Source organism: Bradyrhizobium sp. AZCC 2289 (genome assembly GCF_036924615.1).
Classification (GTDB): domain Bacteria; phylum Pseudomonadota; class Alphaproteobacteria; order Rhizobiales; family Xanthobacteraceae; genus Bradyrhizobium.
This window is the reverse complement of sequence record NZ_JAZHRY010000001.1, coordinates 1,936,863-1,959,654: the sequence shown is the minus strand read 5'-3', so window position 1 is coordinate 1,959,654 and position 22,792 is coordinate 1,936,863. Positions and strand designations below refer to the sequence as shown.

Annotated in this window: 20 protein-coding genes and 6 pseudogenes; 17 read left to right on the top strand and 9 right to left on the bottom strand. The window is 59.5% G+C overall.

Annotation, left to right across the window (positions count from 1 at the left end):
* Positions 1-92: 92 nt before the first annotated feature.
* The 3 genes from V1289_RS09625 to V1289_RS09615 all read right to left on the bottom strand — a co-directional run bounded on the left by V1289_RS09625 (position 93) and on the right by V1289_RS09615 (position 2,818).
* On the bottom strand, positions 93-332 hold the full coding sequence (locus tag V1289_RS09625; protein ID WP_334396721.1) for a helix-turn-helix domain-containing protein: 240 nt from the start codon (positions 330-332) through the stop codon (positions 93-95).
* 477 nt (positions 333-809) lie between these two features.
* Complete coding sequence (locus V1289_RS09620; RefSeq protein WP_334407374.1) at positions 810-2,039, bottom strand: CaiB/BaiF CoA transferase family protein; 1,230 nt, start codon at positions 2,037-2,039, stop codon at positions 810-812.
* A gap of 2 nt (positions 2,040-2,041) precedes the next feature.
* Positions 2,042-2,818 (bottom strand): enoyl-CoA hydratase/isomerase family protein, encoded by a 777-nt coding sequence (locus V1289_RS09615; RefSeq protein WP_334396720.1) that lies wholly within the window; start codon positions 2,816-2,818, stop codon positions 2,042-2,044.
* A gap of 220 nt (positions 2,819-3,038) precedes the next feature.
* Between V1289_RS09615 and V1289_RS09610 the strand changes: the two genes are divergently transcribed.
* Complete coding sequence (locus tag V1289_RS09610) at positions 3,039-4,112, top strand: AraC family transcriptional regulator (protein ID WP_334396719.1); 1,074 nt, start codon at positions 3,039-3,041, stop codon at positions 4,110-4,112.
* 128 nt (positions 4,113-4,240) lie between these two features.
* On the opposite strand, the gene V1289_RS09605 is transcribed toward V1289_RS09610, so the two are convergent.
* A complete protein-coding gene (locus V1289_RS09605; protein ID WP_334407371.1) occupies positions 4,241-5,038 on the bottom strand; it encodes a fumarylacetoacetate hydrolase family protein in 798 nt (265 codons plus the stop codon).
* 495 nt (positions 5,039-5,533) lie between these two features.
* Between V1289_RS09605 and V1289_RS09600 the strand changes: the two genes are divergently transcribed.
* The 7 genes and pseudogenes from V1289_RS09600 (at position 5,534) to V1289_RS09575 (ending at position 10,823) form a co-directional block, all read left to right on the top strand.
* Positions 5,534-5,788, top strand: coding sequence for a hypothetical protein (locus V1289_RS09600; RefSeq protein WP_334396718.1), 255 nt, complete (start codon positions 5,534-5,536; stop codon positions 5,786-5,788).
* Positions 5,789-6,029: 241 nt separating this feature from the next.
* Positions 6,030-6,448: pseudogene (locus tag V1289_RS49635) on the top strand (L-histidine N(alpha)-methyltransferase).
* A 173-nt stretch (positions 6,449-6,621) separates the two neighbouring features.
* Entirely contained in the window at positions 6,622-7,341 is a 720-nt protein-coding gene (locus V1289_RS09595) for a hypothetical protein (RefSeq protein ID WP_334396717.1), read from the top strand.
* A gap of 162 nt (positions 7,342-7,503) precedes the next feature.
* The gene (locus V1289_RS09590; protein WP_334396716.1) at positions 7,504-7,905 is read left to right on the top strand and encodes a nuclear transport factor 2 family protein; all 402 of its coding nucleotides are present in this window, start codon (positions 7,504-7,506) and stop codon (positions 7,903-7,905) included.
* Positions 7,906-8,155: 250 nt separating this feature from the next.
* Positions 8,156-8,650 carry an SDR family NAD(P)-dependent oxidoreductase gene (locus tag V1289_RS09585; RefSeq protein WP_334396715.1) on the top strand — a complete coding sequence of 165 codons (495 nt, stop codon included), beginning with the start codon at positions 8,156-8,158 and terminating at the stop codon, positions 8,648-8,650.
* Positions 8,651-8,798: 148 nt separating this feature from the next.
* Complete coding sequence (locus tag V1289_RS09580) at positions 8,799-9,677, top strand: SDR family oxidoreductase (protein WP_334396714.1); 879 nt, start codon at positions 8,799-8,801, stop codon at positions 9,675-9,677.
* 171 nt (positions 9,678-9,848) lie between these two features.
* The gene (locus V1289_RS09575) at positions 9,849-10,823 is read left to right on the top strand and encodes a TIGR03571 family LLM class oxidoreductase (protein ID WP_334396713.1); all 975 of its coding nucleotides are present in this window, start codon (positions 9,849-9,851) and stop codon (positions 10,821-10,823) included.
* Here the strand turns inward: V1289_RS09575 and V1289_RS09570 are convergent.
* From V1289_RS09570 to V1289_RS09555, 4 genes and pseudogenes are all read right to left on the bottom strand, one after another.
* A pseudogene (locus tag V1289_RS09570) lies at positions 10,820-11,759 on the bottom strand (aldo/keto reductase). The gene V1289_RS09575 and the pseudogene V1289_RS09570 overlap by 4 nt on opposite strands.
* Positions 11,760-11,852: 93 nt before the next feature.
* Complete coding sequence (locus tag V1289_RS09565; protein WP_334396712.1) at positions 11,853-12,203, bottom strand: metal-sulfur cluster assembly factor; 351 nt, start codon at positions 12,201-12,203, stop codon at positions 11,853-11,855.
* Entirely contained in the window at positions 12,200-13,267 is a 1,068-nt protein-coding gene (locus tag V1289_RS09560) for an amidohydrolase family protein (protein WP_334396711.1), read from the bottom strand. Before V1289_RS09560 ends, V1289_RS09565 begins: the two co-directional genes overlap by 4 nt.
* A gap of 69 nt (positions 13,268-13,336) precedes the next feature.
* On the bottom strand, positions 13,337-14,455 hold the full coding sequence (locus V1289_RS09555; protein WP_334396710.1) for an alkene reductase: 1,119 nt from the start codon (positions 14,453-14,455) through the stop codon (positions 13,337-13,339).
* A gap of 113 nt (positions 14,456-14,568) precedes the next feature.
* Between V1289_RS09555 and V1289_RS09550 the strand changes: the two genes are divergently transcribed.
* The 9 genes and pseudogenes from V1289_RS09550 to V1289_RS09515 form a co-directional block, all read left to right on the top strand.
* Positions 14,569-15,498, top strand: coding sequence for a LysR family transcriptional regulator (locus tag V1289_RS09550; RefSeq protein ID WP_334396709.1), 930 nt, complete (start codon positions 14,569-14,571; stop codon positions 15,496-15,498).
* 189 nt (positions 15,499-15,687) lie between these two features.
* Positions 15,688-16,431 (top strand): annotated as a pseudogene (locus V1289_RS09545) (site-specific integrase); the annotation flags it as partial.
* A 302-nt stretch (positions 16,432-16,733) separates the two neighbouring features.
* A complete protein-coding gene (locus V1289_RS09540; RefSeq protein WP_334396708.1) occupies positions 16,734-16,907 on the top strand; it encodes a hypothetical protein in 174 nt (57 codons plus the stop codon).
* Positions 16,888-18,945, top strand: coding sequence for a recombinase family protein (locus V1289_RS09535; RefSeq protein ID WP_334396707.1), 2,058 nt, complete (start codon positions 16,888-16,890; stop codon positions 18,943-18,945). Before V1289_RS09540 ends, V1289_RS09535 begins: the two co-directional genes overlap by 20 nt.
* A 29-nt stretch (positions 18,946-18,974) precedes the next feature.
* Positions 18,975-19,094, top strand: a pseudogene (locus tag V1289_RS09530) (tyrosine-type recombinase/integrase); the annotation flags it as partial.
* 21 nt (positions 19,095-19,115) lie between these two features.
* Positions 19,116-20,353, top strand: a pseudogene (locus V1289_RS09525) (IS91 family transposase).
* 621 nt (positions 20,354-20,974) lie between these two features.
* A complete protein-coding gene (locus V1289_RS09520) occupies positions 20,975-21,229 on the top strand; it encodes a hypothetical protein (RefSeq protein WP_334396706.1) in 255 nt (84 codons plus the stop codon).
* A gap of 476 nt (positions 21,230-21,705) precedes the next feature.
* Entirely contained in the window at positions 21,706-22,161 is a 456-nt protein-coding gene (locus V1289_RS49630; protein ID WP_442895980.1) for an Arm DNA-binding domain-containing protein, read from the top strand.
* Positions 22,134-22,583, top strand: a pseudogene (locus V1289_RS09515) (tyrosine-type recombinase/integrase); the annotation flags it as partial. The gene V1289_RS49630 and the pseudogene V1289_RS09515, both read left to right, overlap by 28 nt.
* Here the strand turns inward: V1289_RS09515 and V1289_RS09510 are convergent.
* Positions 22,485-22,763 (bottom strand): hypothetical protein, encoded by a 279-nt coding sequence (locus tag V1289_RS09510; RefSeq protein WP_334407998.1) that lies wholly within the window; start codon positions 22,761-22,763, stop codon positions 22,485-22,487. The pseudogene V1289_RS09515 and the gene V1289_RS09510 sit on opposite strands and share 99 nt — an antisense overlap.
* Positions 22,764-22,792 lie beyond the last annotated feature (29 nt).

Sequence of the window (22,792 nt, the reverse complement as noted above, 5' to 3'; positions counted from 1 at the left end):
AACTCAGGTCGTTACGAGTTTCTACCGGACGTTTCCGAACTCTTGATGAAATTTGCAGCTGCTTCTGCCGAATTGCAGCCAAACGCGTTGCCTCATTCGTGTTTTGCACGGGCATTGAAAAACTCAGCGAGGTCGACCCGGAGAGCGTCTGTCAGCCTGGCGAGAGAATCGAACGTTGGGTTTGCATCCCCGGCCTCGATGGCGCTGATCAGGGCCTGCCGGGTATCTGCCGCGCGGGCTAGTTCCTGCTGCGACATCTCGCGCATCAGCCGAAGCTTGCGAATGTTTCGAGCTAGAATGCTACGCGACGAATCCTTCTCTTTTCTGCTCATTCACCACCTCAGCCGTCGGCCGCGTGTTCTGACCGACCGGCTGTCCATTACGCCGGCTGGGTGCGGAACAAGGTTACTACGAGGCTGGAACTTAAAGCTATTCGTATATCGAATTCGTAGACCGGTGGGAGGGCGGACTGGGTTCCTTTCAACAGTTATTGATGTCGCAAGGCTCGACAAGTCGCTTGAAATAGTTGAGCCGCGGCTCATTATTCGACGTGACGCATCTGGTGTCCAGTTGCATCGGGGCCGGGCGGTTCCCCTCGTTTTGATTGCCGCCCGTATGGATATCGCAAGTCGGCGCCTGCGTCATTCCAACAGGTCAATCTTCCAGCCGGCGGCTTTGTGGCGACCAAGAGCCTCAGACGCTAGAGTGCAGGAGCACCGCCGCGAATGCGCTGTTCGACACCCTCTTTGCTGCATCCGACCGAAGGTAATCGCATCGACGTGGCCATCGCCGACCAGTGTTCGGGCGTCTCAATCGAAAGCGCCGAAGGGTCCTCGGCGACTAAGAAGAACCTTGCGTTTCTTCAAGTCCACGATCTCATCCGCGGTAAGATTTCGCTCCGTGAGGATCTCTTCGTTGTGTTCGCCTTGGAATGCCGGTACGCCGGGGGCAGGCAGCTCAGACCGACTGAATATCCACGGGTTACCTGGCATGCGTACCGTGCCGCCAGCACGGTCGTCGATCTCGACCACCGCGTTCCATTCCTTGACCCAATCCGATGCAGCAAATTCATTAACAGATCGAATCTGACCGATTGCGAGTCCACCCTCGCTGACTTGAGCCTGCAACTGCTCGAGATCGTCAAAAGTTCCGAGCCACGCTCTGACCTCCGCGAGCAATGAAGGAAGGTTCTTGCGGCGGAGGTTCGCTGTTGCATAGCGAGGATCCCGTAGCAGGTCGCTTCGCCGCATCATGGCGCAGTAGCGTGTGAACATCGGCGAATAGATCGGACTGCCCGCGATGGTCAGGCGGGTGCCGTCGGACATCTCAAAAATGTGGGACTCGTTGGCCGATAGCGCGATCGGCTCGCCGTCGGTATCGATTCCAGACAGCAGGGCGCCGGCACGTTCGTTGACCGACAACATCGTCGCCGCCATCGAAACGTCGACATATTGTCCCTCACCGGTGTTGTTGCGGTGCTGCAGGGCCGCGAGTACAGCAATCACCCCTTGCAGTCCGGTGTAGACATCGGCATGGCTGCAGGCATCGCCCCGGGCTTCAGAAAGCGCTTCGCCGAAGTGATCTTGCACGATTTCCGTCAGGCCTGTTTCGGCCTGAACGGTCGGCGCGAAAGCGGGCCGGTTGCGCCAAGAGGTCGATTGTCCGTATCCGCTCAGCGAAACATAGATGACGCGCGGGTTGAGCGCGCGGACGTCTTCGTACCCCAAGCCAAAGCGCGCAAGCGTACCGGGACGGAAATTCTCGACGATCACGTCGGCCTCGCGGCACATGTCGGTCACGATTGCGCGCGCTTCCGCATAATTCAGGTCGATGCTCAAATTCCGCTTTCCGGCGTTCTGCTGCACGTAGTACAGCCCTAGCCCGTCGACGTGCGGCAACGCAACCCTGCCGAGATCGCCAGCCGGCGGCTCGATCTTCGTCACGTCAGCGCCGAGATCGCGCAGCGCCTTCGTGCAATGAGGCCCGGCGAGTACGCGGGTGAAGTCGACAACCCGCAATCCTTCCAAGGGAGCTGGCATTATCAATCTCCTTCGAAGACTGCTGTTGCCGGGCCCGTCGAGAAGAAAGCGTCGAAGCCGCGTTGCCGATCTTTGGCCTTCCAAATCATGTCGTTGATTTCGACCTGCCGTTCGTCGGCGGCTTCGATTCCCCAACGTGCTGCGAGATTCGCCTGCAATTTGATGCCTTTGATAACCTCCGTCGGCCCTGCCGCAAGCTGCCGCGCCCAGGTCATCGAAGCCGATCCCAGTTCGGCTTCGGATACGACCAGGTTGATAATGCCCCAACGCTCGAAGGCCTGGGGGGTGTGACGACGGCCAAGCATCGCGATTTCCTTGGCCCGCGCCGCGCCGGCGCGCTGCGCCAGTCGCTGCGTGCCCCCGAGCAATGGCAGGAGGCCAACGGTGACCTCCACCTGCCCAAGGAATGCCGTGTCCGCCGCGATGATCATGTCACACGTAAGGGCTAGTTCCAGTCCACCGCCTAACACGCCGCCGTTCAAGGCGGCCACCGTCGGCACGGGAACGTCTTCGAGGCTCTGGAGCGCCGCTTTGAACTTCGATCGGTCCGTATGGATTAAGGTGGTGGTGCCGAAGGACTGGATCTCGGCGCCGGCGCAAAAGTGACGCATCGAGCTACGCAACAGGATCGCACGGCAACCATCTGCCACAACCGCCCGATAGGCTGCGATCAAATCTTCGATCAACGCGTCGTCGATGAGGTTATGGGGCGGCTTTGCGAGCGTCACCACGCCGACCTTGCCGTCGATTTCGTAGTTTACCGTTGTCATTCGTTTCATCCCTCGTTGAATTTGACAGCAAGTCGACCTGTCTGATCCAGTCGGACGCTTCGAGCAGTTGAGCCGCTTCCTCGCGCTGCAATTTCGACGACCGCGGCGAAGCTGACAACGTCAAACTGCGCCAATTATGATGTTCAAAACTGCCAAATTGTGGGACAAACGACAGCGACGGGGGCGTCCATTCGTGCCACACCGCAAGGCCTACGCTGTGAAGAAGAAAATGAGGGAGATCAGATTCATCACGCCGGTATCCGGCGACCCGGACGCGCCAACCCAGAATCTGTTGGGGTTGGGAGCACTTGCGGCCGAACTCGCGTCGGAAGGCATTTCGGTCAAGGACCTGTTTGCGAGAACCGGCGTCAATGTGGCGCAGCTCGAGGACGCTCACGCGCGCATCTCGCATCGGCAACGTCTGGCCATCTACCGGAACGCCAAGCGGCTGGCGAAACGATCCGACATCGGATTGCTGGCCGGGGCGCGGCAGAGGATCAGCGACTATGGGATATACGGCTATGCCATGGTAAGCAGCCCGACCTTCGGCGACGCGCTGATGTTTTCGCTTCAGCATGTCACCATGGCGGGGCCTGCGGTCAAACAGATCAGTTTCAGGGTCGACGGCCGAACGGCGATCCTGCGCAGCCACGGTCTTGATACCTTGGGCGATCTGCTGCCGTTTGCCGCCGAGTTCTGGCGAAGCTCCATGACCTCGCTGTTCAGCCGGGTGCTCGAGACGCCATTTCCGTCGACGCGCATGATCTTTCCCTTTCCGCCGCCCGTTCATTGGCGCAACTACGAGCGAATGTTCAACTGCCCGGTCGACTTCGATGCCGAAACCATGGAATGGCATTTCAATGCCGATGTTCTGGGACGACCTTGCCCGAACGCTAACCCAATCACGGCGAAGATCTGCCAGCAGGTCTGCGATGTAGTTCTGACCGAACAGCCCGGCGATTCGGATCTGGTCCGGAAAATTCGCTCGGCTTGTCTGAATAGTCCCGGGCGGTTTCCCGCAGCCGGCGAAATCGCAGAGAAGTTAGGATTGTCCCTGCGAACCCTTCACCGCCGTCTGGCCGAGGAAGGGCTGTCCTATCAAACGATCGTCGACAGGATGCGGCAGTCGGTGGCGACCGAGCTTTTGGAAAACACGCATATGGGTATAGATCAGGTCGCCGAGCGGGTCGGTTTTGCGGATGCGACGAGCTTTCGAAAAGCGTTCAAGAAATGGACCGGCAACGCGCCATCCGACTTCCGCTTAGGACAAGATCGACAGGAGCATATGACCCGCCAGAACTAGCGACAACCCCACTGCTAGGGTGAGAAGCTGTCCGTAGCGCAGGTCCTCCGGGTCGACTCCTTCCATCAACGAGAGTGCGTATACGGTCGACAAAGAGCATTCCATGGTTTTTCCCCTCAGCAGGTGAGTTACGCAGCTGCCTTTCCAGCAGGCACAAATTCGGCAGGTTCAATTCTTCCGACGCATGATCCAAAACCGATGGACGTGTATCCGTCACGACTGCAACGGCCCTTGAAGACAATCTCATCTCCGTCCAGCAGGAAACCTCGCTTTTCGCCATTCGGTAATGTCACGGGCTTCGTGCCGGCCGCCGTAAATTCGAGCATGCTGCTCAGTTCCGCCGGTTCGGGCCCTGAAATCGTTCCCGTGCCAATGAGGTCACCAGGCTGAAGATTGCAGCCGTTCACGGTGTGATGGGCGACCATCTGCGCGGGCGTCCAGTAGAGGTGCCGCGCGTTCGACGTTAGAATTCTGACGGCTGCCTCTTTCGCATCTCTCATCCGCTCGGTGGAAAGAAGAACCTCCAGATGAACGTCAAGTCCACCTTGAGCCTGGTCGACCTCGTCGAACAGGTAATCGAGAGGCCGAGGATCTCCATCCGGTCGCGGCATTGCTGGCGTCCGGAACGGCGCGACGGCGTCGGCGGTGACGATCCAGGGCGAAACGGATGTTGCGAAACTCTTGCTGAGAAACGGTCCGAGCGGAAACATCTCCCATCGCTGCACGTCGCGCGCGGACCAGTCGTTGAGCAACGAGTATCCGATAATCTCTTGTGACGCGTCCGCAATTCGGATGGGTTTACCTAACCTGTTACCACCTGCGACGTAAAATCCTATTTCGAGTTCGAAATCCAGCCGTTCGCACGGTCCGAAATTCGGGGGCGTACCCGGCTCCGCTGGCGGTCGCTGGCCGAGGGGCCTTCGCACGACTCCTTCTCCGACCTGCACGGAGGATGCTCGCCCGTGATAAGCATGCTTTGCGGATCGCGAAAGAATGCGGCGGGCATTCGTGCGTGTATTCGGACTGCCGCCGCAGACGATGCGCCGGCACGTGCGGAGGGGCGCGCGACTTGTCCGTGACGTCGTCCCGTCGGGCTCGCTGCCCGCGCTCCTTGATGCCGATCTGGCGATTGCCCAGGAGCCAGCCACCCTTCAAGGCAACGCGCCATCATTCCGGGAATTTCTTGCCGAACATCGGCAATCCGCTTTGCGACTCGGCCCTGGTCACTTCGTCCTGCAGCACATCCCAATGTTCGGCGCGCACGATCGGGCGAGATACCTGCGGTAGACATCGGGCCGGGCTTATTCCTAGCAGGCGCAAGAGAGCCTAGGGCTCACCATATGTAGTCTTGCGCAGCATCTCGATCTTGCGACGACAACCACACTGGTCAGGTTAGTCGCTGGCGCGGAGGCAAGTTAGAAATGAAAAAGATCAGCAAACGCATTTTCGCAGCCGCTGTTTTCCTGGCCGTTGCTACTAACGCGATCGCTGGGTCGGGCTACGATGGATCTTGGAATCCTGTTTTCCTAACGCAACGGGGTGCCTGCGATCCCACCTACGATTTCGTCGTCAACATCTCGAACGGGATCATAACGCATCCTAATCTCTTGAAGTTCAGAGAATATGTCGCGAAATCGGGTGGCGTTCGTGCTTCGGTCACCGTCGGAGATGAATGAACGGCACCGGCTCGATTGGCCCGGTGAGCTGCCTCCCGGGCGTCGAGGCCCACGTTGGCAGAGACAGCGCCAATCAGCCCAGGCTTAAAACAACTCGAAAAAGAGATTTTTGTAGTTGTCGAACATGGCGGCCTCCTATGCTTCGAATTGCCCGCATCTTAACCGTCCCGCCGGTCCCGGTAATCGGCGCCAAATGACTAAGGCTGCACCAAAGTTGCGTCAGAGCCAAAGTTGAACGCCGATTGACATCGAGCACTTCGAACATCGCGCCGTCTGGAATCCGGACGAATGTCGCGTCGAGATGCACTTGGTCAGCCATCGAGAACAGGTCGTCGAGATAGGGAGTGGGTTCTCGAATTCGGCACGGGCGAGATGATTCACACCGAGAATTCCTCCAAGTACCGGCCGGATGTGTTCCGGAAGATAGCGGAAGAAGCCGGATGGCCGGCTTCCCGAATTTGGACGAGCGACAATCCAGAGTTCGCGATCTTCTTGCTGAAGGCTCAGGCGCAAGGTGGGTTTTGCACTGTTGGTCATCTTGCTCCGCCTCAAACACATTGCGGCTCTGTGCAGAGTCATCATCAGACAGTGTCCTCGTCGTTCAGGCGCTGCGAGTGCCGCCTTCGAATGGAGCACGTTCACGCCATGTTCGGGTTCTGAGTCCTAAAAGGTGGCAGATACGGCGTTCTGCAGGACTTGGGATCATTTAATCTAGAATCGAAAATCGGATCGCTGGCGCTTCCGGGTGCCAGCGGGCTGAGCCGTTTGGGCGCGCATCGTCAGTTCTCAATGGGACTCTTTGAATGCCGCACGAAAAGATGGAGAGCTTATAAATGTCGGGACTGCTCGACCTAGTCGTGAAGGCGCACGGCGGAATAGAACGCTGGAACGCCGTTCGCGCCATCGAGGTTACCTTTAATTTCACAGGAGCCTTGCTTGAGCTCAAGGGATTTCCCGGACATTGGCGGCCCACCGCGTTCATCGACGCTCGTGAGCCCCGTACCGTACTCGAGCATATCGGGGGAGACGACCGGCGCTGGGTGTTCACTCCCGAGCGCGTGTGGATCGAACGGCCGGATGGCTCTCTCGTTGAGGAGCGGGGCAGTCCCCGCGCAGCATTCAAAGGGCATGAAAGATCCACGCCGTGGGATCATCTCCATCTGACCTATTTTCTGGGTTACGCAATGTGGAATTATCTCACCGCGCCGTTCTTATTCACTCGTCCAGGATTCAAGACCAGGGAGCTGCAGCCGCATTCGGAGAGCGGAGAGACTTGGAGGGTGTTGGAAGTCACCTATCCAGACGATATTCCTGCCCATTGCTCCGTCCAGCTGCTGTACTTCGGAGAGGACGGAATGCTTAGGCGTCTCGATTACGTAACTGACGTACTCGGCGGCGTGGCGGCGCACTACTGCTATGATCCCAAGAACTTTGACGGACTTACGATTCCTACGTTTCGCCGTGTGGTGAGGCGGACACCCGAGGGTCCGAAGTTGGCGGGGCCGACCTCGTTCTCCCTCGACTACTCGCACCTTCGAGTTATCAACCAATAGCCATGTGATCGTCTGCCATGCGCCATTCCGCGTGCGGACAAGGTCACCAAACGTAACTGTTGTCCTGAAGCGTCTCGTCGATGTGGAGTGCGGAATGCCGTTCCTTTTCCCGACGATTCGTAGCGCGGTCACTTGATTCACCCAAACCCGAAGGAGTCCGAAATGACCAAGACCACACCAGAACAGAACAAAGCTCTCGTCCTCAAAGCATTCGACACATTATTCAATAAGCGCGACTACGCCGCCGCCGAGCGCTTCTGGTCAGATCGCTACATCCAGCACAGCGCGCACATCGCGCCTGGCCGCGAGGGACTGTTCGCCCTGATCCGCACGGTGCCGGAGACGCTGCGCTACGAGAATCAGTTGGCCGTGGCTGAAGGTGACTACGTCATCACTCACGGCCGTTTCTCCGGTAACGGCCGTCCGGCCGCCTGGATCGCCGCCGACATCGTGCGCATCGAAGACGGCAAGCTCGCGGAGCACTGGGACGTCCTACAGGACGAAGTGACGAAAGCCGATTCCGTCAGTGGGCTGCCGATGTTCGGCGACCGCTTTCCCTCCTGATCGCTCCATCGCTCATACCCAAACAAAGGTCACACCCATGAACTCTTAGGCAACACGATCTCCATCGCCGGCGACGGATCTGGTACCGGCCGCAGGCTCGCCGAGGCCCTTCACAAGCTCGGCAATAAGATCATCATCGCGGGACGCCGGCGCGGCCAATTCGAATCCGTGATCACGGCGAATCCCGGAATGGTGAACCGTGGAGCTCGACATTACCGATCCCGCGAGCATCGATCGGGTGGCGGCCAAGTTGATCGCCGATCACCCGGGTCCCAATGTTCTCATCAACAACGCTGGCGTCATGCAACCGGACGCGGCCGCCGGCAAGGTCGATGACGCGGTCATGGTTTCCACCATCACGACAAAACTGATGGGACCGATCCGGATGACGTCCGCGCTCATCGAGCATCTCAAGGCCAAGGAGAACGCCGTCGTCGCCTATACCAGTTCCGTACTCGGCTTCGTGCCGCTGGGCGGCTACCGCGGTCTATTCATCGACAAAGGCGGCGTTGCATTCGTATATCCTCTCGCAGCGCTTCATGCTGCAGGGCACGAAGGTTCGAGTTCTCGAAATTGCGCCCCTATGGGTCCGTACGGAGCTCCTGCTTCGTTAGAATCGGCCGCGGCTAATCTCAATTTCAGGGATCTCGATGCCGTTGATCGGGACCTCGGATGGCCGCCGACATTGCACCGGGAGCTCATTTTTTCTTTGAGGGAACATGTCTTAATCCGAGCCCGCGGCTAATTCGACGATACGACGCCTCTTATCTGTGTGCTTGGATTCGCGATGCGGCGACGTTGATGGATGTTTCCCGCCATATGTCACACGCCATCAAGTTCCGCCACGCCGCAGACCAGAAGTCCTGGAATTCATCCCCATCGGAGCCAACGTTATGTCAGACAGCAAACGGAAAATTCTTGTGACCGGCGCAACCGGTCAGATCGGCGGCGCGCTGGTGCGCCTTCTCGCTGCCGAAAGCGAGCTGCGGGTGGTCGCTGCCGCTCGGGACCAAGGAAAGGCAACGAGCCTAAGCGTGCCGGTGGTGATGCTTGACTATGACCGTGAGGAGACCTTGGCGCCCGCTCTCGAGGGTATCGACAGCATTTTTATGGTGACGGGATATACCGTCGATATGCTCAAGCAGAGCAAGGCCATCGTCAACGCCGCGAAGCGGGCCGGTGTGAAACATGTCGTTCATCTCGGTGCGCCGGGCGACGATGACACCAAGGTTGGTCACTGGGGATGGCACCAGTTTGTCGAACGCTACATCGAATGGTCGGGGATTTCTTTCACCCACCTGCGGCCCGAGATTTTCATGCAGAACCTACTGGGCTACGGCGGAGCCAAGGCGGACAGTAAGGGCATCATTCGCCACTATATCGGCGACGCGCGCATCAGCTGGGTCGACTGCGACAACGTCGCTGCCGTCGCTGCTGTGGCGCTAAAGCGTCCGGATATCCATGCCGGAAAGACCTATCATCTCGGCTATGAGGCCAGGAGCCACTCGGAAATCGCCGAGATTCTAACCCAGGTCCTCGGTCAACAATTCATCGCTGAATCACGCCCACCCCAAGAGTTTCTGGAACAGATGCTGGCCGCTGGCGCAGACCCCGCTTATATGAAATGCGCCTATCAGAACTGGATCGACTACGAAGCGAGGGCGATCCCCGGCCAGGACGCCGTCTACGGCAACTTTTTTGACCTGACCGGCCGCAAACCCACCACCTGGGCCGAATTCGCCAAGCAGCATGCCGAGGCTTTCAAATATTGATGCCGACGACAAAAAGCTGAAGGCACGACAACATCGTTCACCGGCTAGAACAGCTTTGCATCGTCCGGGGAGACACCACGGTGCCGCTGCCAAATAAGTCACCCTGGCGTCGTGGCGGCCTTTCTTGCCGTGAGCCGTTTCCACCAAGCTACGGGGAGCATGACTCTTTGCATGTCTATTACGATTGATGTGACTTTGCCGCCAGATCTCGCCGCGCATGCGGCGTTCACCCGCGTTTTCCGCCCCGGCCACTTGACACTTGGCTTCGTTATGCCTCTGGAGGCCTATCCAGACAGCCCGCTGCCGACCTTAGCCGATCATGTCGATCGAGCCCGTCAAGCCGATGAAGCGGGCTTTGCGGCTCTGTGGTTGCGCGATGTTCCCTTTCTCGACCCCTCCTTTGGGGACGTCGGGCAGATACTCGATCCCTTTGCTTACGCGGGGTTCCTTGCGGCGATCACGAAGCACATCAGTATCGGCACTGCTGGGGTCGTGCTGCCGCTTCGGGATCCGTTGCTCGTTGCCAAACAGGCGACCAGTGTCGATCACCTTCTCGGTGGCCGCTTCCTGCTGGGGCTGTCGTCTGGCGACCGGCCCTCGGAATATCCGGCCTTCAGATTGGATTTCCGAGATCGTGCAGACCGGTTCCGCGATGCGGTCGACATCATCAAGGTGGTGACACAGGAGAGCTTTCCGCAGCATCGGTCAAAACATTACGGCGTTCTTGATGGTTCGATCGATCTTGTCCCCAAGGCGGCCGCCGGGCGTCTGCCATTGGTGGCAATTGGACGCGCGGCCCAGAACCGGGATTGGCTCGCGGCAAATATGGACGCCTGGATTTGGCACGGCCCCGACGTGTCTCAACTTTCCGCCATTGTACCTCAGTGGCGCGCGCTCGGCCCGAAGGCTGTGTTTAAACCCTACGGGTACGGCGTGATGTTCGAATTGCTGGAAGGCCCACATGCGCCACTTCAGCCCGGCCGCTATCTGCGCGCGGGGAGGTACGCCCTGATTGATCTGTTGCGCCGACATCAGGCAGAGGGCGTTTCGCATGTCATGCTGAACATGAAGTTGAGCCGTCGGCGGGCGGAGCCGATCATAGACGAACTCGCCGAACACGTCCTCCCTCTGTTTCCAGCTGGTTAGATCATCGGCGGGGAATTGGATGGCCTGTTAGAAGGGCTGGAGACCCAATGGGGGCTGTAAGAAGTCTCGAGTGCTGCTATCTCGTCAGGGGTTAGGGCGACCGAGAGTGCCGCCACGTCGTCCGTCAAATGATGAGGCGACGACGACAGACGCCGTAACTCCTGATTTCTGAGCGACCCATGGCAAGGCGACCTAGGCTCGCGAAACGCCTCTTGTCTCTGCGATAACACCAACCTACTCAACAACACAGCGGTCAGCATCCACGGATTGGGCATAGAGTTTCTGGGCCGACAAAATCGGTGTCCTGACGCTTGCTCGTCTCGTCCCAAATACGGGTGAGGGCCCGCGCGCCAACGGACTCCAAGGAAGTACTGCGATCTTTTGGTCGGCGCACAGGAGCAGCACGCTCTTCTTCACGACAAAGCAGATTGACGTGGTTTTGCATGCTGACAAACTTGGTCCAGCCATGCAACTCGGGGGTATAGAGGGCTTTGGCGAACTGCCAGGTATGGAGATTTGACGCCCCGATTTAGCTAACCTTGCCGGCTTTTCGTCCCAGCGATGGATTTGGCAGAGATCTACGTAATCGGTGCCGAGACAGGGCAAACTGTTGTCGATCTCTGTGAAGATATAAGCCCATGCCATTAGGGCCGGGATGCATACGGCCATGAAGCTTGGTTGCGATCACTACGTCATGGCGCGGCACGAAGTCCTTGAGTGCCTGCCCACAATCTCCTCGAACGTGCCGTCGGAATAAATATTCGCCGTGTCGAAGAAATTGATCTCGAGATAGAGCGCCAGACGGATGAAAGGCCGGCTTGTCTCTTCGTCAAACGTCCAAGAATGGAAGCCTCTTTCGGGTAGGCCATAGATCATGGATCCCAAACAGAGGCGGGACACCTCAAGGCCCGTTGAGCCAAGCTTCCCGTAGTCCATAGTGGAGCAAAGGCATTTGGGCAAAGATCGCCAGCGGCTGCTGTTGACGGCTTGCCGTGGCCCAGGGCTCGGGCCACGGCCAAACCCACTGAACTACAGTGCCGCCCGGCTCCGAACGAACTCACGCTGGTCGGCAAGCTTCCGCTGCGAAGCGGCCGTCATGTTGTCGGGCTGCCAATTCGCGCCATGGTCAAAGGTGCATCTGACGCTATTGATCCCGGGAAAGTCGGCGAGCACGCGCTCGATCTCCATCTCGAAATAGGGCAGCGCGTGACACAATGGCGAGGTCATGCAAAGGGCGATCTCCACGTCTCCCGATATGAACTCCACCTTCTCGACCATCCCCATCTCGACAATCGACAAAGGGACTTTGGTAGCGGCGCTGCATGGGTCGACGACCTCATGCAGACGCGCAAGCACATCCTCTTCCGTAAGGGCTGTCATTTTGCCAAGCCTTTCGAGAGAGAGGTCTCAAACGGTGCCGCCTTCCCTTTGGCCCGCGCGATGGCGAACTCATCACCCTCGATGTTCTTGGCGACGGTTTTCGGGTCGAGACCATGCATCCGCAGGTAATTGAGCCCAAGGATTTTCCGTTTGACCTCTTCGGTGATTTCCGGGAGCCCCTCGCGCTCGCGCATTTCCTCGGAGAAATGGAAATGTTCCCAGAACCACTTGAGCGGCGGCTCGGGGTGCAAAACACTGGCACCCGACGCCCACATGAGACGATCGAGCGCGCCTTCACCAGCATGGGTGATAAGGCCGGCGATGACCCTCTGGAACGCGCCCGGCTTAGCGACAGCAAGGTTCGACGTGGTTTCGAGGTTCACCCAGACGTTTGGGAAGCGCGCGAGTTGAAACGCCGTCTCCTCGATGAACGCGAAACCACCATGCACGACCTCGAACTGCAAATCGGGGAATGCCGCGGCGGCCGCGTCGATGTCGTCCATGCGGTAGTGATCCATGGGCACCGGCCCAAGGGGGATGGCCTTATGGATGGCGATGGCCTTGAGCCCCAGATCGAGGGCCCGCTGAAAGATCGGAAAGGCAAGTTCCGGATCATCCATGTGCCATCCGACAACACCGTCGGCCGTGTAGCTGTTCGGATAGAGCTTGATGCCGACCGGCTTCAATTCGTCGACTTGCTGCTCGAGCGAATCAAGCGCCTGCTCGGGAAACATCGGATCCACGCCGGCATAGACCTGGAAGCGATTGGGCCATTGTTCCCGGGCTTCCTTGGCTTTCGCTACACTGCATCCGCCGTCTTTGAAGGCGTTGATCGGCGTGACGTGATGACAGGCGAAATCGTAATCGCTCTCGACGAACAGCATCTTTGCCGTCTCCGGAAGCGTCCAATCGCGCGCAAAGTTCTCGTAGGAAAGCCTGTGTCCCACGGGGGAAAGACCGTAGTGCGCGCCATGGAAGGCATCGACGACGGCCTTGGAATAGCGGCCCGCTGCGTAGTTGTCTTCTGCAAGATTATAGCTGTGCGCCGATGCGTCGACGACCAATACGTCCTTAATCATGGATCTTTTCCTTCGGTATCATCCATATCGTTTCGATGACCGAATAGCCTGCGGTTAGGCCGTGGCCTCCTCGAGCACAGGGAAGTCGGTGTAGTGGCGCTCATCGCCGCCCCAGAAGGCGTCACGGACGTAGGGGTTGAGCGGCGCGTTCCGCCGAATGCGCTCAGGTAAATCCGGATTGGATGAAAACCACCGACCAAACGCAACCGCATCCGCATCGCCACGTTGAAGGATCGCCTCGGCACCCTCGCCGACAAAGCCGCCGGCCGCGATGATCGGCCCCTTGAATATCTTGCGCAGCTGCGCGGCGGCGACGGGCTCCGCATTTTCAAAACCGGCTTTTGCGTCATCGCCCTTGATGCGCGGCTCGATCAGATGGAGATAGGCAAGGCCAAGCGGATTGAGCAATTCAGCCACCCGGCTGAAAGTCCCTTCCAGATCACTGTCGACCATATCGTTCCATTCGCCGCTCGGCGACAGACGCACACCAATGCGGTCCGCGCCACGAAGCGCCGATACCGCTTCGATCACCTCCAACAAGATACGGGCGCGGTTATCGACAGACCCACCATAGGCATCCGTCCGCTTGTTGCTGCCATCATGGAGAAAGCTGTCGAGCAGGTAGCCATTCGCGCTATGGATCTCAACGCCATCCATGCCCGCTTCGAAAGCGCGACGCGCCGCATCGCGATGCTCACGCACCACTTGCGTGATGTCCTCAACGCTCATGACTTCGTGCGGCGAGACCGGTTGCCATCCGTCCTTGGTGAACGCCACGGTGTTAACCGGGACCTCGGAAGGGCCGATAGGCGCACGCCCGCCGGTGAGATCGACATGCGACGTACGACCGCAATGGACAATCTGCGCGACGATCTTGCCCCCTTTTGCGTGGACCGCGTCCGCGATCCTGCGAAATCCGTCGATCTGGCTGTCGTCGTAAAGGCTGGGGGCTCCCAGATAGCCTCGAGCCCGCATTGAGACGTTTGACGCCTCGATGATGATGAGGCCACCCTTCGAAGCGCGTTGACGGTAATATTCGACCATCATGTCGCTCGGGCTGTCATCCGGCTTCGCGCGCAGGCGAGTTGTCGGTCCATGGACCACGCGATGCGACAGGCTGATCGCCCCAAGCCGGGTGGGCGAAAACAGCTTCCGTCGGGAAGAAGAATTCATGGCTGGCTCCATTAGAAAGAGATCGACTAAAACGTCGGTCTCGCAGAAATAGACATGCCAAGAAGTCCGTAGTAGACTTTAGCTCGTAACATCATTTGTGAGATGAAGTCACAATGGCCAGGCTGGATGTAAATCGCTCCGGCGAGATGGAAGTCTTCGTACGGGTCGTCGAACTCGGCGGATTTTCCGCTGCGGCGCGCGCGCTTCGCATGACCCCCTCGGCGATCAGCAAGCTTGTCGGGCGTCTCGAGGCCAGGCTCGGCGTCCGGCTGGTCAATCGCTCGACGCGGAAGCTTCAGTTCACACCGGAAGGGCTGCTGTTTTACGACCGCAGCGTGGGACTGCTGGCCGACATGGACGAGGTCGAGCGATCCGTCGCCGAAGCCGAAGTTCCGAGTGGAAAGATCAGGGTGAGCGCCAACGTCCCGGTCGGGCGGCAATTGCTGTTGCCGATCGTTCCCGCCTTCCTCGACGCCTATCCAAAGCTCTCTTTGGAGATATCCCTGACGGACCAGCTGATCGATCTGCTGGAACAGCGGACCGATGTGGCCTTGCGCAGCGGCCCGCTCAAAAGCTCCCAGCTCGTCGCGCGCAAACTCGGCGCCGCGCGGATGATGATCGTCGGGTCACCGGACTATTTCGCACGATATGGTGTTCCGAAGACGCCGGGCGAACTGGCGCAGCATAACCGTCTTGGCTTCAGCTATACCCGAATGGTGAAGGGCTGGCCCTTGATCGACGATGGCGTGAAAAAATCCATATCGTCCTCAGGCAACGTCCAGGTCAGCGACGGCGACGCGTTGCGGATGCTTGCCGTCAGCGGCGTCGGCCTGGTTCGATTGGCCTCTTTCATGGTCCGGGATGATATCGCCGCCAAACGGCTCGTCCCTATTCTTGAGGAGTTCAACCCAGGCGATCTCGACGAACTGCATGCTGTTTATCTCGGGCTAGGTGGGCTCCTGCCGATCCGGATCCGCGTATTCTTGGATTTTTTGGTCCAGCGGAGCAAAATCAGCGAGACTCCACTGACCAGGAATGCCTGATCGGTCGGAGGTCTTGCCGCCGTGCGACCGAGACACTTCAATCCAAGGTGCTGGACCGCCCTAGGACGGATCGACATTCAGGATTGAACGAAGCCGCTGTCGCGGCGTGCGTGGCGAGGTGGCGTAGATCGCCTCTTGGCTGAGAGGATGTGGGTGTTGGAGCCCACCCCCTCAGACAGGAGTATTGAGATGGCCGATTTGAGCCCTCTTCGCCGCCGCATGATCGAGGACATGACAGTCCGTAATCTGTCGCCGGCGACGCAGCGATCCTACATCAGCGCGGTTTCGAAGTTGAGCCGCTATTTCGGCAAATCTCCGGATCGGTTGGAGCTGGAAGACGTCCGCGCCTTCCAGGTGCATCTGGTCTCGACCGGCATCTAATGGCCGGCGCTGAACCAGATCGTCTGTGCGCTACGGTTTTTCTACGGCGTCACGCTCGGCGAAGCGGCTGTTCCGGAGCGCATTCCCTATGCGCGACAGCCCCTTAAGCTGCCGGTGGTGCTGAACGCCGACGAAGTGGTCCAGTTCCTCGAGGCTGTGTCCAGCCTGAAGAGCCGCGCCGCGCTGACCACCGCCTATGCGGCCGGACTCAGGGCCTCCGAGGTCGCGGGACTGCGGATCGAAGACATCGACAGCGCCCGCGGTGTCATCCAGGTGCGCCACGGCAAAGGCGCGAAGGATCGCAACGTGATGCTGTCGCCCCAACTGCTTGGCATCCTGCGCACCTACTGGCGGCTCGCCCGGCCGCGGCTTTATCTGTTCCCGGGACGCGACGAAGATCATCCGATCGATCCGACCGTGTTGCACGCCGCTTGCCGGTCGGCGGTGAAGGCTGCGGGACTGACCAAGCGCGTCACGCTGCGCCACAGCTTCGCGACACATCTTCTGGAGAACGGAACCGACATCCGGATCATCCAGGTTCTGCTCGGACACACGACATACTGCCCGCGAACAGCCGGTTGAAGGCCGGATCACTTACCGGTTCCATCCTCGCTACAGTGAGACCGTGGTCATCACGCGACGGCTTGAGCGCAGCGGCGTCCAGTTCGTGGTTATTCGACAGCCGGAAAGTTCGCTTGCCTGTCTGCCCGCCTGGATGACGCAGGAGGCCGCGTCGCATTTCGAGATCAGCGATAAGCCACGTTTTTCCCTTGATATTTTGCAGTCCCTGCGCACCGAGGTCGATGCGCTTTTAGGCTTTCTCCTATCCGAATCAAAAACGGAGGAAGCCAATAATGACGCGCCGATCCGAAAATCTCCAGCCGAGCCTTTTCGAGGAGGATACACCACGCATCGACCTGGCGGCCGAGCAAAAGGCCAATCTGGCGCCACTGGTGGAGGCCCTGTTGCGCGAGATCGCAACGGCGCTTGCAAAGGGGGAGAGCAGTCATGACCAAGATCACGACTGAGTATCTTGCACGCAGCGCCTGTGTCTACATCCGTCAATCGACAGCCGATCAGCTGACACACAATCATGAGAGCCGGCGTCGCCAATATGGGCTCGCCGATCGCGCCAAACAGCTTGGCTGGACCACAATCGAGGTCATTGACGATGATCTCGGCCGCTCGGGCGGCGGTATCGCCCGCCCTGGCTTCGAGCGCCTGTTGGCGACAATCTGCGAGGGGCGCGTCGGCGCCGTGCTCGCGATCGAGGCGTCTCGGCTCGCGCGCAACGGTCGCGACTGGCATACGCTGATCGAGTTCTGTGGATTGGTCGGCACCATCATCGTGGACGAGGACGGAATCTACGATCCTCGCCATCCCAACGATCGGCTGCTGCTCGGCATGAAGGGAACGATGAGCGAGCTGGAGTTGTCGCTGTTCCGCCAGCGCTCGCAGGAGGCGCTGAAGCAGAAGGCGCGCCGCGGCGCGCTGATCCTCGGCGTGGCAGCAGGCTATGTGAAAGTCGGGCGCGATCGGATCGAAAAGAACCCGGATCAGCGGGTCCAGGGTGCATTGCAGCTCGTCTTCTCGAAATTTTCCGAGTTCCAAAGCGCGCGTCAGGTCCATATCTGGCTGCGAGACGAAAGCATCGAGTTGCCGGTGAAATCTCGCAAAGGCGAGGCGCGCGGCATCATCTGGAGATTGCCGGCCTACAATATCGTGCATAACATTCTGAACAATCCGATCTATGCCGGCGCCTATGCGTTCGGGCGAACGACGAGCCGAGTGAGCGTCGAGAATGGCCGCAAGCGCGTGCGGCGCGGCGTGCATCGGCCGATGGCCGAATGGGATGTTCTGATAAAGGATCATCATGAAGCGTACATCACCTGGGACGAGTTCGAGAGGAACCTGCGCGTGATCGCCAACAATGCGACCGGCATGAGCAGTGCGACGGCCAGAGGTGCGGTCCGGCAAGGAGAGCTATTGCTGGCCGGGCTTCTGCGCTGTGGCCATTGCGGACGCAAGCTGCACGTGCACTGCAGCGGCAAGATTGGTCGCTATGATTGCTACGGAGCCCGCACGAACCACGGCACGGAGCGATGCATCACGATCAGCGGCTTGAGCATCGACGCCGCAATCTGCAAGGAGGTACTGCGCGTTTTGAAACCGCTCGGCATCGACGCTGCCGTCAAAGCGATCGAGACCCAGACGAGCGAAACGACGGCCGCACAACGACAGCTTGAGCTTTCCCTTCAACAGACGCGCTATGAGGCAGCCCATGCGCGTCGACAATACGACGCCGTCGATCCCGCCAATCGCCTCGTGGCTGGCGAACTGGAACGACGTTGGAATGAGGCGTTGCAGGCCGTTCACAGGATGGAAGGCGAGATCGCCGCCATCATCGCGCGGCGGGCGCCGCCATTGGGCGATCAGGAGCGGCAACAGCTGCTACAACTCGGCGCCGATCTTGAGCGCGCCTGGACGCATCCGGCCGCCACTGCGGCGACGCGCAAGCGCATCTTGCGCACAGCGCTCAATGAGATTGTCGTCCGCAGGGACGGCGCGATCATTCACGCAGTCTTGCATTGGCAGGGTGGAAGCCACACCGCACTGCAGATCAATCAGCGACTGAATGCGGCCGGCCGGCGCAATCCTCGTGTTCCCGAGGATACAGTATCGCTCGTTCGCGAATTGGCCCGGTTGATGCCGGATCGGCAGATCGCACGGCTGCTCAACCGCTCCGGCAAGACCACCGGTCACGGCAATGGTTGGACCGAGCAGCGCGTGCGCGGCTTCCGCAAACACTATGAGATTGAGGTCTATCGTGACGGCGAATGGACCGAGCGTGGCGAGATTACACTCAACGCCGCTGCTGGGGCCATCGGCGTTTGCAAAATGACGGCTCTGCGCATGCTCCGTCGCGGCGACGTCAAGGGCCGACAAGTTTGTCCCGGTGCCCCCTGGGCGATCAAGGTGGAGGACGTGGCCGTTCTTGCCGCCCGGAAGCGATCAGTAGGTCCGGTAACACCAAATCCTGCTCAACCAACCTTTGAGTTTCAATGAGATAAGAGGATGCGTATTATGGCGCGTGACTGCTCGGGCACAATAATCTGTCGTCAACGGCGCGCTACACGCAGGTCGCCACCCATACGATCCGGGCGACGCAGAGCCCGCTCGACCGCCTGTCGCTGGAGGTGACGCCACCGGGATGACAGCGCGTCGGGATGCGGGTTATGGCTCGCCCCGACGTCCGCCCGCACAGGGCCGCCATCGAGATTGCCGATATCTTGCGCCGGCATGGCGACGCCTATCGCCGTTTGCATGCCGGTCATCTCGGTCGGGTCGAGCGGCGCGTGATGAGTGCGATCGTTGCGTGCCGCACCGAGGCGCTCGGCGGTCACATGGAGGCTTGCGACGACTGCGGCATGACACGCATCGCTTATAATTCCTGCCGGAATCGGCATTGTCCGAAGTGTCAGGGGAAAGCCAGGGGAAAGCCCGAGCCGCGTGGCTTGCCGCGCGAGAAGCCGACCTGCTGCCGGTTCCCTACTTCCACGTCGTCTTTACGCTTCCTGCCCCGATCGCCGCGATCGCTTTCCAGAACAAGGCCGTCGTCTATGCCATCCTGTTCAAGGCCGCCGCTGAGGCGATGACGACGCTTGCTGCCAATCCGCGACGGCTCGGCGCAGAGATCGGCGGCGTCGCGGTCCTGCATACCTGGGGACAGGCGCTGACGCATCATCCCCACATTCACTGTGTCGTGCCGGGCGGCGGCCTGTCACCTGATGGAACACGCTGGATCGCCAGCCGACCGAACTTCTTCCTGGCCGTCAAACCGATGTCCCGGCTCTTTCGCAGGCTTTTTCTCAAACGCCTGATCGCGGCCTTCAACGCCGGCGCCTTGCGCTTCTTCGGCGATCTTGCATCTCTTGCCGAACTCGACGCTTTCGCTGGTCGCATCAAAGCCATGCAACGCGTCAACTGGGTTGTTTACGCCAAGCGGCCCTTCGGCGACCCCGCACAGGTCCTGGCCTATCTCGGCCGCTACACCCATCGCGTCGCGATCGCCAACAGCCGGCTCGTCGCACTCGACGACGATCATGTCGCCTTCTCATGGAAGGACTATGGCCAAAACAGCGCGACAAAGATCATGAAGCTCAAACCCGACGAGTTCATTCGCCGCTTCCTGCTTCATATGCTGCCCGACGGTTTCCACCGCATCCGCCACTTCGGCATCATGGCCAACCGCCATCGCGCTGCCAAGCTGGCCCTTTGCCGCGAACTTCTCGATCATGAGCGGAGAGCCCTAAACGATGGCCAGCCAGCGCCTGTGGATTCGGAAGCTCAAACCTGGGCCGAGGTTCCTGCCTGTCCCGATTGTGGTGGCGTCATGCGCATCATTGAGCGTTTTCGACACAGCTTCAGCCGCTCCAGCCCTCGAACATCACCGTTCCGATGCGACACATCGTGAGCCAAGTCATGCCGTGCACGACGATCATCATTCGTCATTCCGCTCCCAGCGTCTCGATCATCGCGGACGATGTCGAATCCGTGCTGTCACACTGCGCGACAACAACCGTCCATTGCAGCAAAAAGTCTATCGCGATCTCCGGCCAAGCGCGTCTAATCTCAACTCTTCCCCGATGCGCACATCTCGTGTCTCTGTCTCACGCGACGAGCCAGCAGATCGGGCCTTGCGATCTCGAACAATCCCCATAGCTGCAAAACCGCGCATAGCTTCCCCGCGCCTTCGTTCAATCCGGCTTCAATGAGGTCGCGTCATAAGCGCCTGCCGCGCCCTCGCGTGAGCGCGACCTCACAGAACCCTCCAGATTCCCAAGCGGCTTGATCGCTGATTCATAGGGGTCCGTGATTTGGCACGGGCTTTGGCTCTGGGGATCAACCGATACGAGTTGAGCGAAACACAATGGGCGAAGATCGCGCCGTTGCTGCCCGGCAAGGCGAGCGCCCCCGGGCGAACGGCTGTTCGCGGGTGCTGCGATCCGGGGCACATTGGCGCGATCTCCCGCGTATTCAGTCGCCTTGGTCCAGTGGCGCGGCTGGCTCGGAGTTCGGGGCTGGCGGCTCAAGCGTGCTGGCGCAGGAAATCTTCGACAAGAACATGGAGGAAGCGCGGGGATGCACAAAGGCCGGTGCGTGTATTTTCGAGCAACGCCATTCCCTGAACATTTTGAATGCGCTGCCTGAACAGATGGACGGCACCGCCGGCCGCGAGATTGTGGTGTCAGCAAGCCTTCCTTTTCCGATGCCCGCTTTGCCATGTGTCGACATCGTTAGGAGGACTGAAGTCGTCGCGCGGGGTAGTCACGACGAGCGAAGCAGGTAGACCCAGCATCGAGCACGGGCTGCGAACCGCGCGACAATTCTCAAGAAGGGACCTAACCGATTCACTTCACGTCCCAGAGCTGCGATCTTCGCTCGGGGCGGCACGAGTAGTCCGACGGCTGTGATAGCGCCGCACGCAGCGATGGCGGCCATCGCAAACGCCCATGTAGCGTACAATCTGCGATCGATAAGTGCGCCGCTCAGAAGGGGGGCTATGATGTTGGCACACGACATGAGCGACTGATTGAGGCCCATGATCATACCTTGACGATTGATCGGAACGCTTCGCGACAATTCCGCCGTAAGCGTCGTTCGAATAAACATTGTGCCGAGGATGATCAGCGTCAGAGAGAGGGCGAGAAGGCTAATCCTTCCCACGATGGCGATTCCCAAAAATCCCGCCCCCATGCACGCAAAGGCGATCACGACAATGATCCCGTCGGACGCGTATCGACTAGCTCGTGTGATCAATAGGCCTTGGACAATAATATTGATGAAGCCAGCGTAAGCGAACACTCCGCCGAGCTCCTTGGCGACGCATATATTATCGCCATTGACGGTTGCCAGCTGGGTTGGCCCGACGCGCGCGGGACCACGCAGTTGCCGTTCGGTGTCGAAACCGTATTTCCGGTCGGTCCGCTGCGGTACGAACTCAATCCCGACACCGCAAAAATTAAAGGCAAGTCAATCTCGGAACGCTTTGTGATCATCAATCAAAACGGCAAGCCCGTCGCGACGACGCCGTTTGTTGATCCCGTTTACGCGGGTGTAGCCGACGCCGCTGAAGTCCGAGCGAAGGACTACGTTGTTTGGGACGACGAATTGCCTGGCTTTGGACTCCGCGTGTTTGCCTCAGGCAAGCGGAGCTATGTCATCCAGTATCGAGCCGCCGGCCGCTCGCGTCGCTATCGGAGGCCGAGTACCGAACACTAGGGCAAATGCTGCGAGCGGCCGCCCAGGAGGAAAAGTACGCGACGACGGTAGATATAGTTCGCCAGATCGCGTTGACCGGCTGCCGGCGCAGCGAAATGATCACCTTAAAATGGACGGAGGCCGACACCCAGGCGAGCTGCTTGCGATTAGAGGACAGTAAGGAAGGGGAATCCATTCGCGCAATCGGCCTACCCGTTGTCGAGTATCTTGAACAGCGTCGGATCGGTGCTCTCGGCACCTACGTCTTCCCGGGTCAAGGCGAAGACAATGCCTTCGGCAGCTTCCCGAACCATTGGCAAAAACTGTTCAAACACTCTCCACTCTCAGATGTGACGCCACACGTCCTGCGACACAGCTTTACGAGTATCGCCAATGATCTTGGTTTCGCCACGAAGCTGTGCGCGGTCGTCTTCGGAGAAAGCTGTTTCGAGCGCCGAAATCGCGTCCGGAGAAACGCGACGAAGTCCCTGCTCGAATCCACTGATGGTCGGCACTTGAGAAACGACGGCCCGTACCCGGCGATCGGTGGCGCCAAGTACGAGGGCGCGAGCGGTGAAACCGTGTTCCGAGCTGGCTGCCATGTCATCGCCTTTTGCGTCCATTCGAACTTGATCGCGACATCGCCGAGTCG

Excerpts from the sequence above, each read along its gene's own strand:
- V1289_RS09550 (WP_334396709.1), top strand. The coding sequence starts at position 14,569 with ATGGCCAGGCTGGATGTAAATCGCTCCGGCGAGATGGAAGTCTTCGTA.
- V1289_RS09615 (WP_334396720.1), bottom strand. The coding sequence starts at position 2,818 with ATGAAACGAATGACAACGGTAAACTACGAAATCGACGGCAAGGTCGGC.
- V1289_RS09625 (WP_334396721.1), bottom strand. The coding sequence starts at position 332 with ATGAGCAGAAAAGAGAAGGATTCGTCGCGTAGCATTCTAGCTCGAAAC.
- V1289_RS09610 (WP_334396719.1), top strand. The coding sequence starts at position 3,039 with ATGAGGGAGATCAGATTCATCACGCCGGTATCCGGCGACCCGGACGCG.
- V1289_RS09590 (WP_334396716.1), top strand. The coding sequence starts at position 7,504 with ATGACCAAGACCACACCAGAACAGAACAAAGCTCTCGTCCTCAAAGCA.
- V1289_RS09595 (WP_334396717.1), top strand. The coding sequence starts at position 6,622 with ATGTCGGGACTGCTCGACCTAGTCGTGAAGGCGCACGGCGGAATAGAA.
- V1289_RS09565 (WP_334396712.1), bottom strand. The coding sequence starts at position 12,203 with ATGACAGCCCTTACGGAAGAGGATGTGCTTGCGCGTCTGCATGAGGTC.
- V1289_RS09555 (WP_334396710.1), bottom strand. The coding sequence starts at position 14,455 with ATGAATTCTTCTTCCCGACGGAAGCTGTTTTCGCCCACCCGGCTTGGG.
- V1289_RS09510 (WP_334407998.1), bottom strand. The coding sequence starts at position 22,763 with ATGGACGCAAAAGGCGATGACATGGCAGCCAGCTCGGAACACGGTTTC.
- V1289_RS09600 (WP_334396718.1), top strand. The coding sequence starts at position 5,534 with ATGAAAAAGATCAGCAAACGCATTTTCGCAGCCGCTGTTTTCCTGGCC.
- V1289_RS09535 (WP_334396707.1), top strand. The coding sequence starts at position 16,888 with ATGACCAAGATCACGACTGAGTATCTTGCACGCAGCGCCTGTGTCTAC.
- V1289_RS09580 (WP_334396714.1), top strand. The coding sequence starts at position 8,799 with ATGTCAGACAGCAAACGGAAAATTCTTGTGACCGGCGCAACCGGTCAG.
- V1289_RS09620 (WP_334407374.1), bottom strand. The coding sequence starts at position 2,039 with ATGCCAGCTCCCTTGGAAGGATTGCGGGTTGTCGACTTCACCCGCGTA.
- V1289_RS09575 (WP_334396713.1), top strand. The coding sequence starts at position 9,849 with ATGTCTATTACGATTGATGTGACTTTGCCGCCAGATCTCGCCGCGCAT.
- V1289_RS09540 (WP_334396708.1), top strand. The coding sequence starts at position 16,734 with ATGACGCGCCGATCCGAAAATCTCCAGCCGAGCCTTTTCGAGGAGGAT.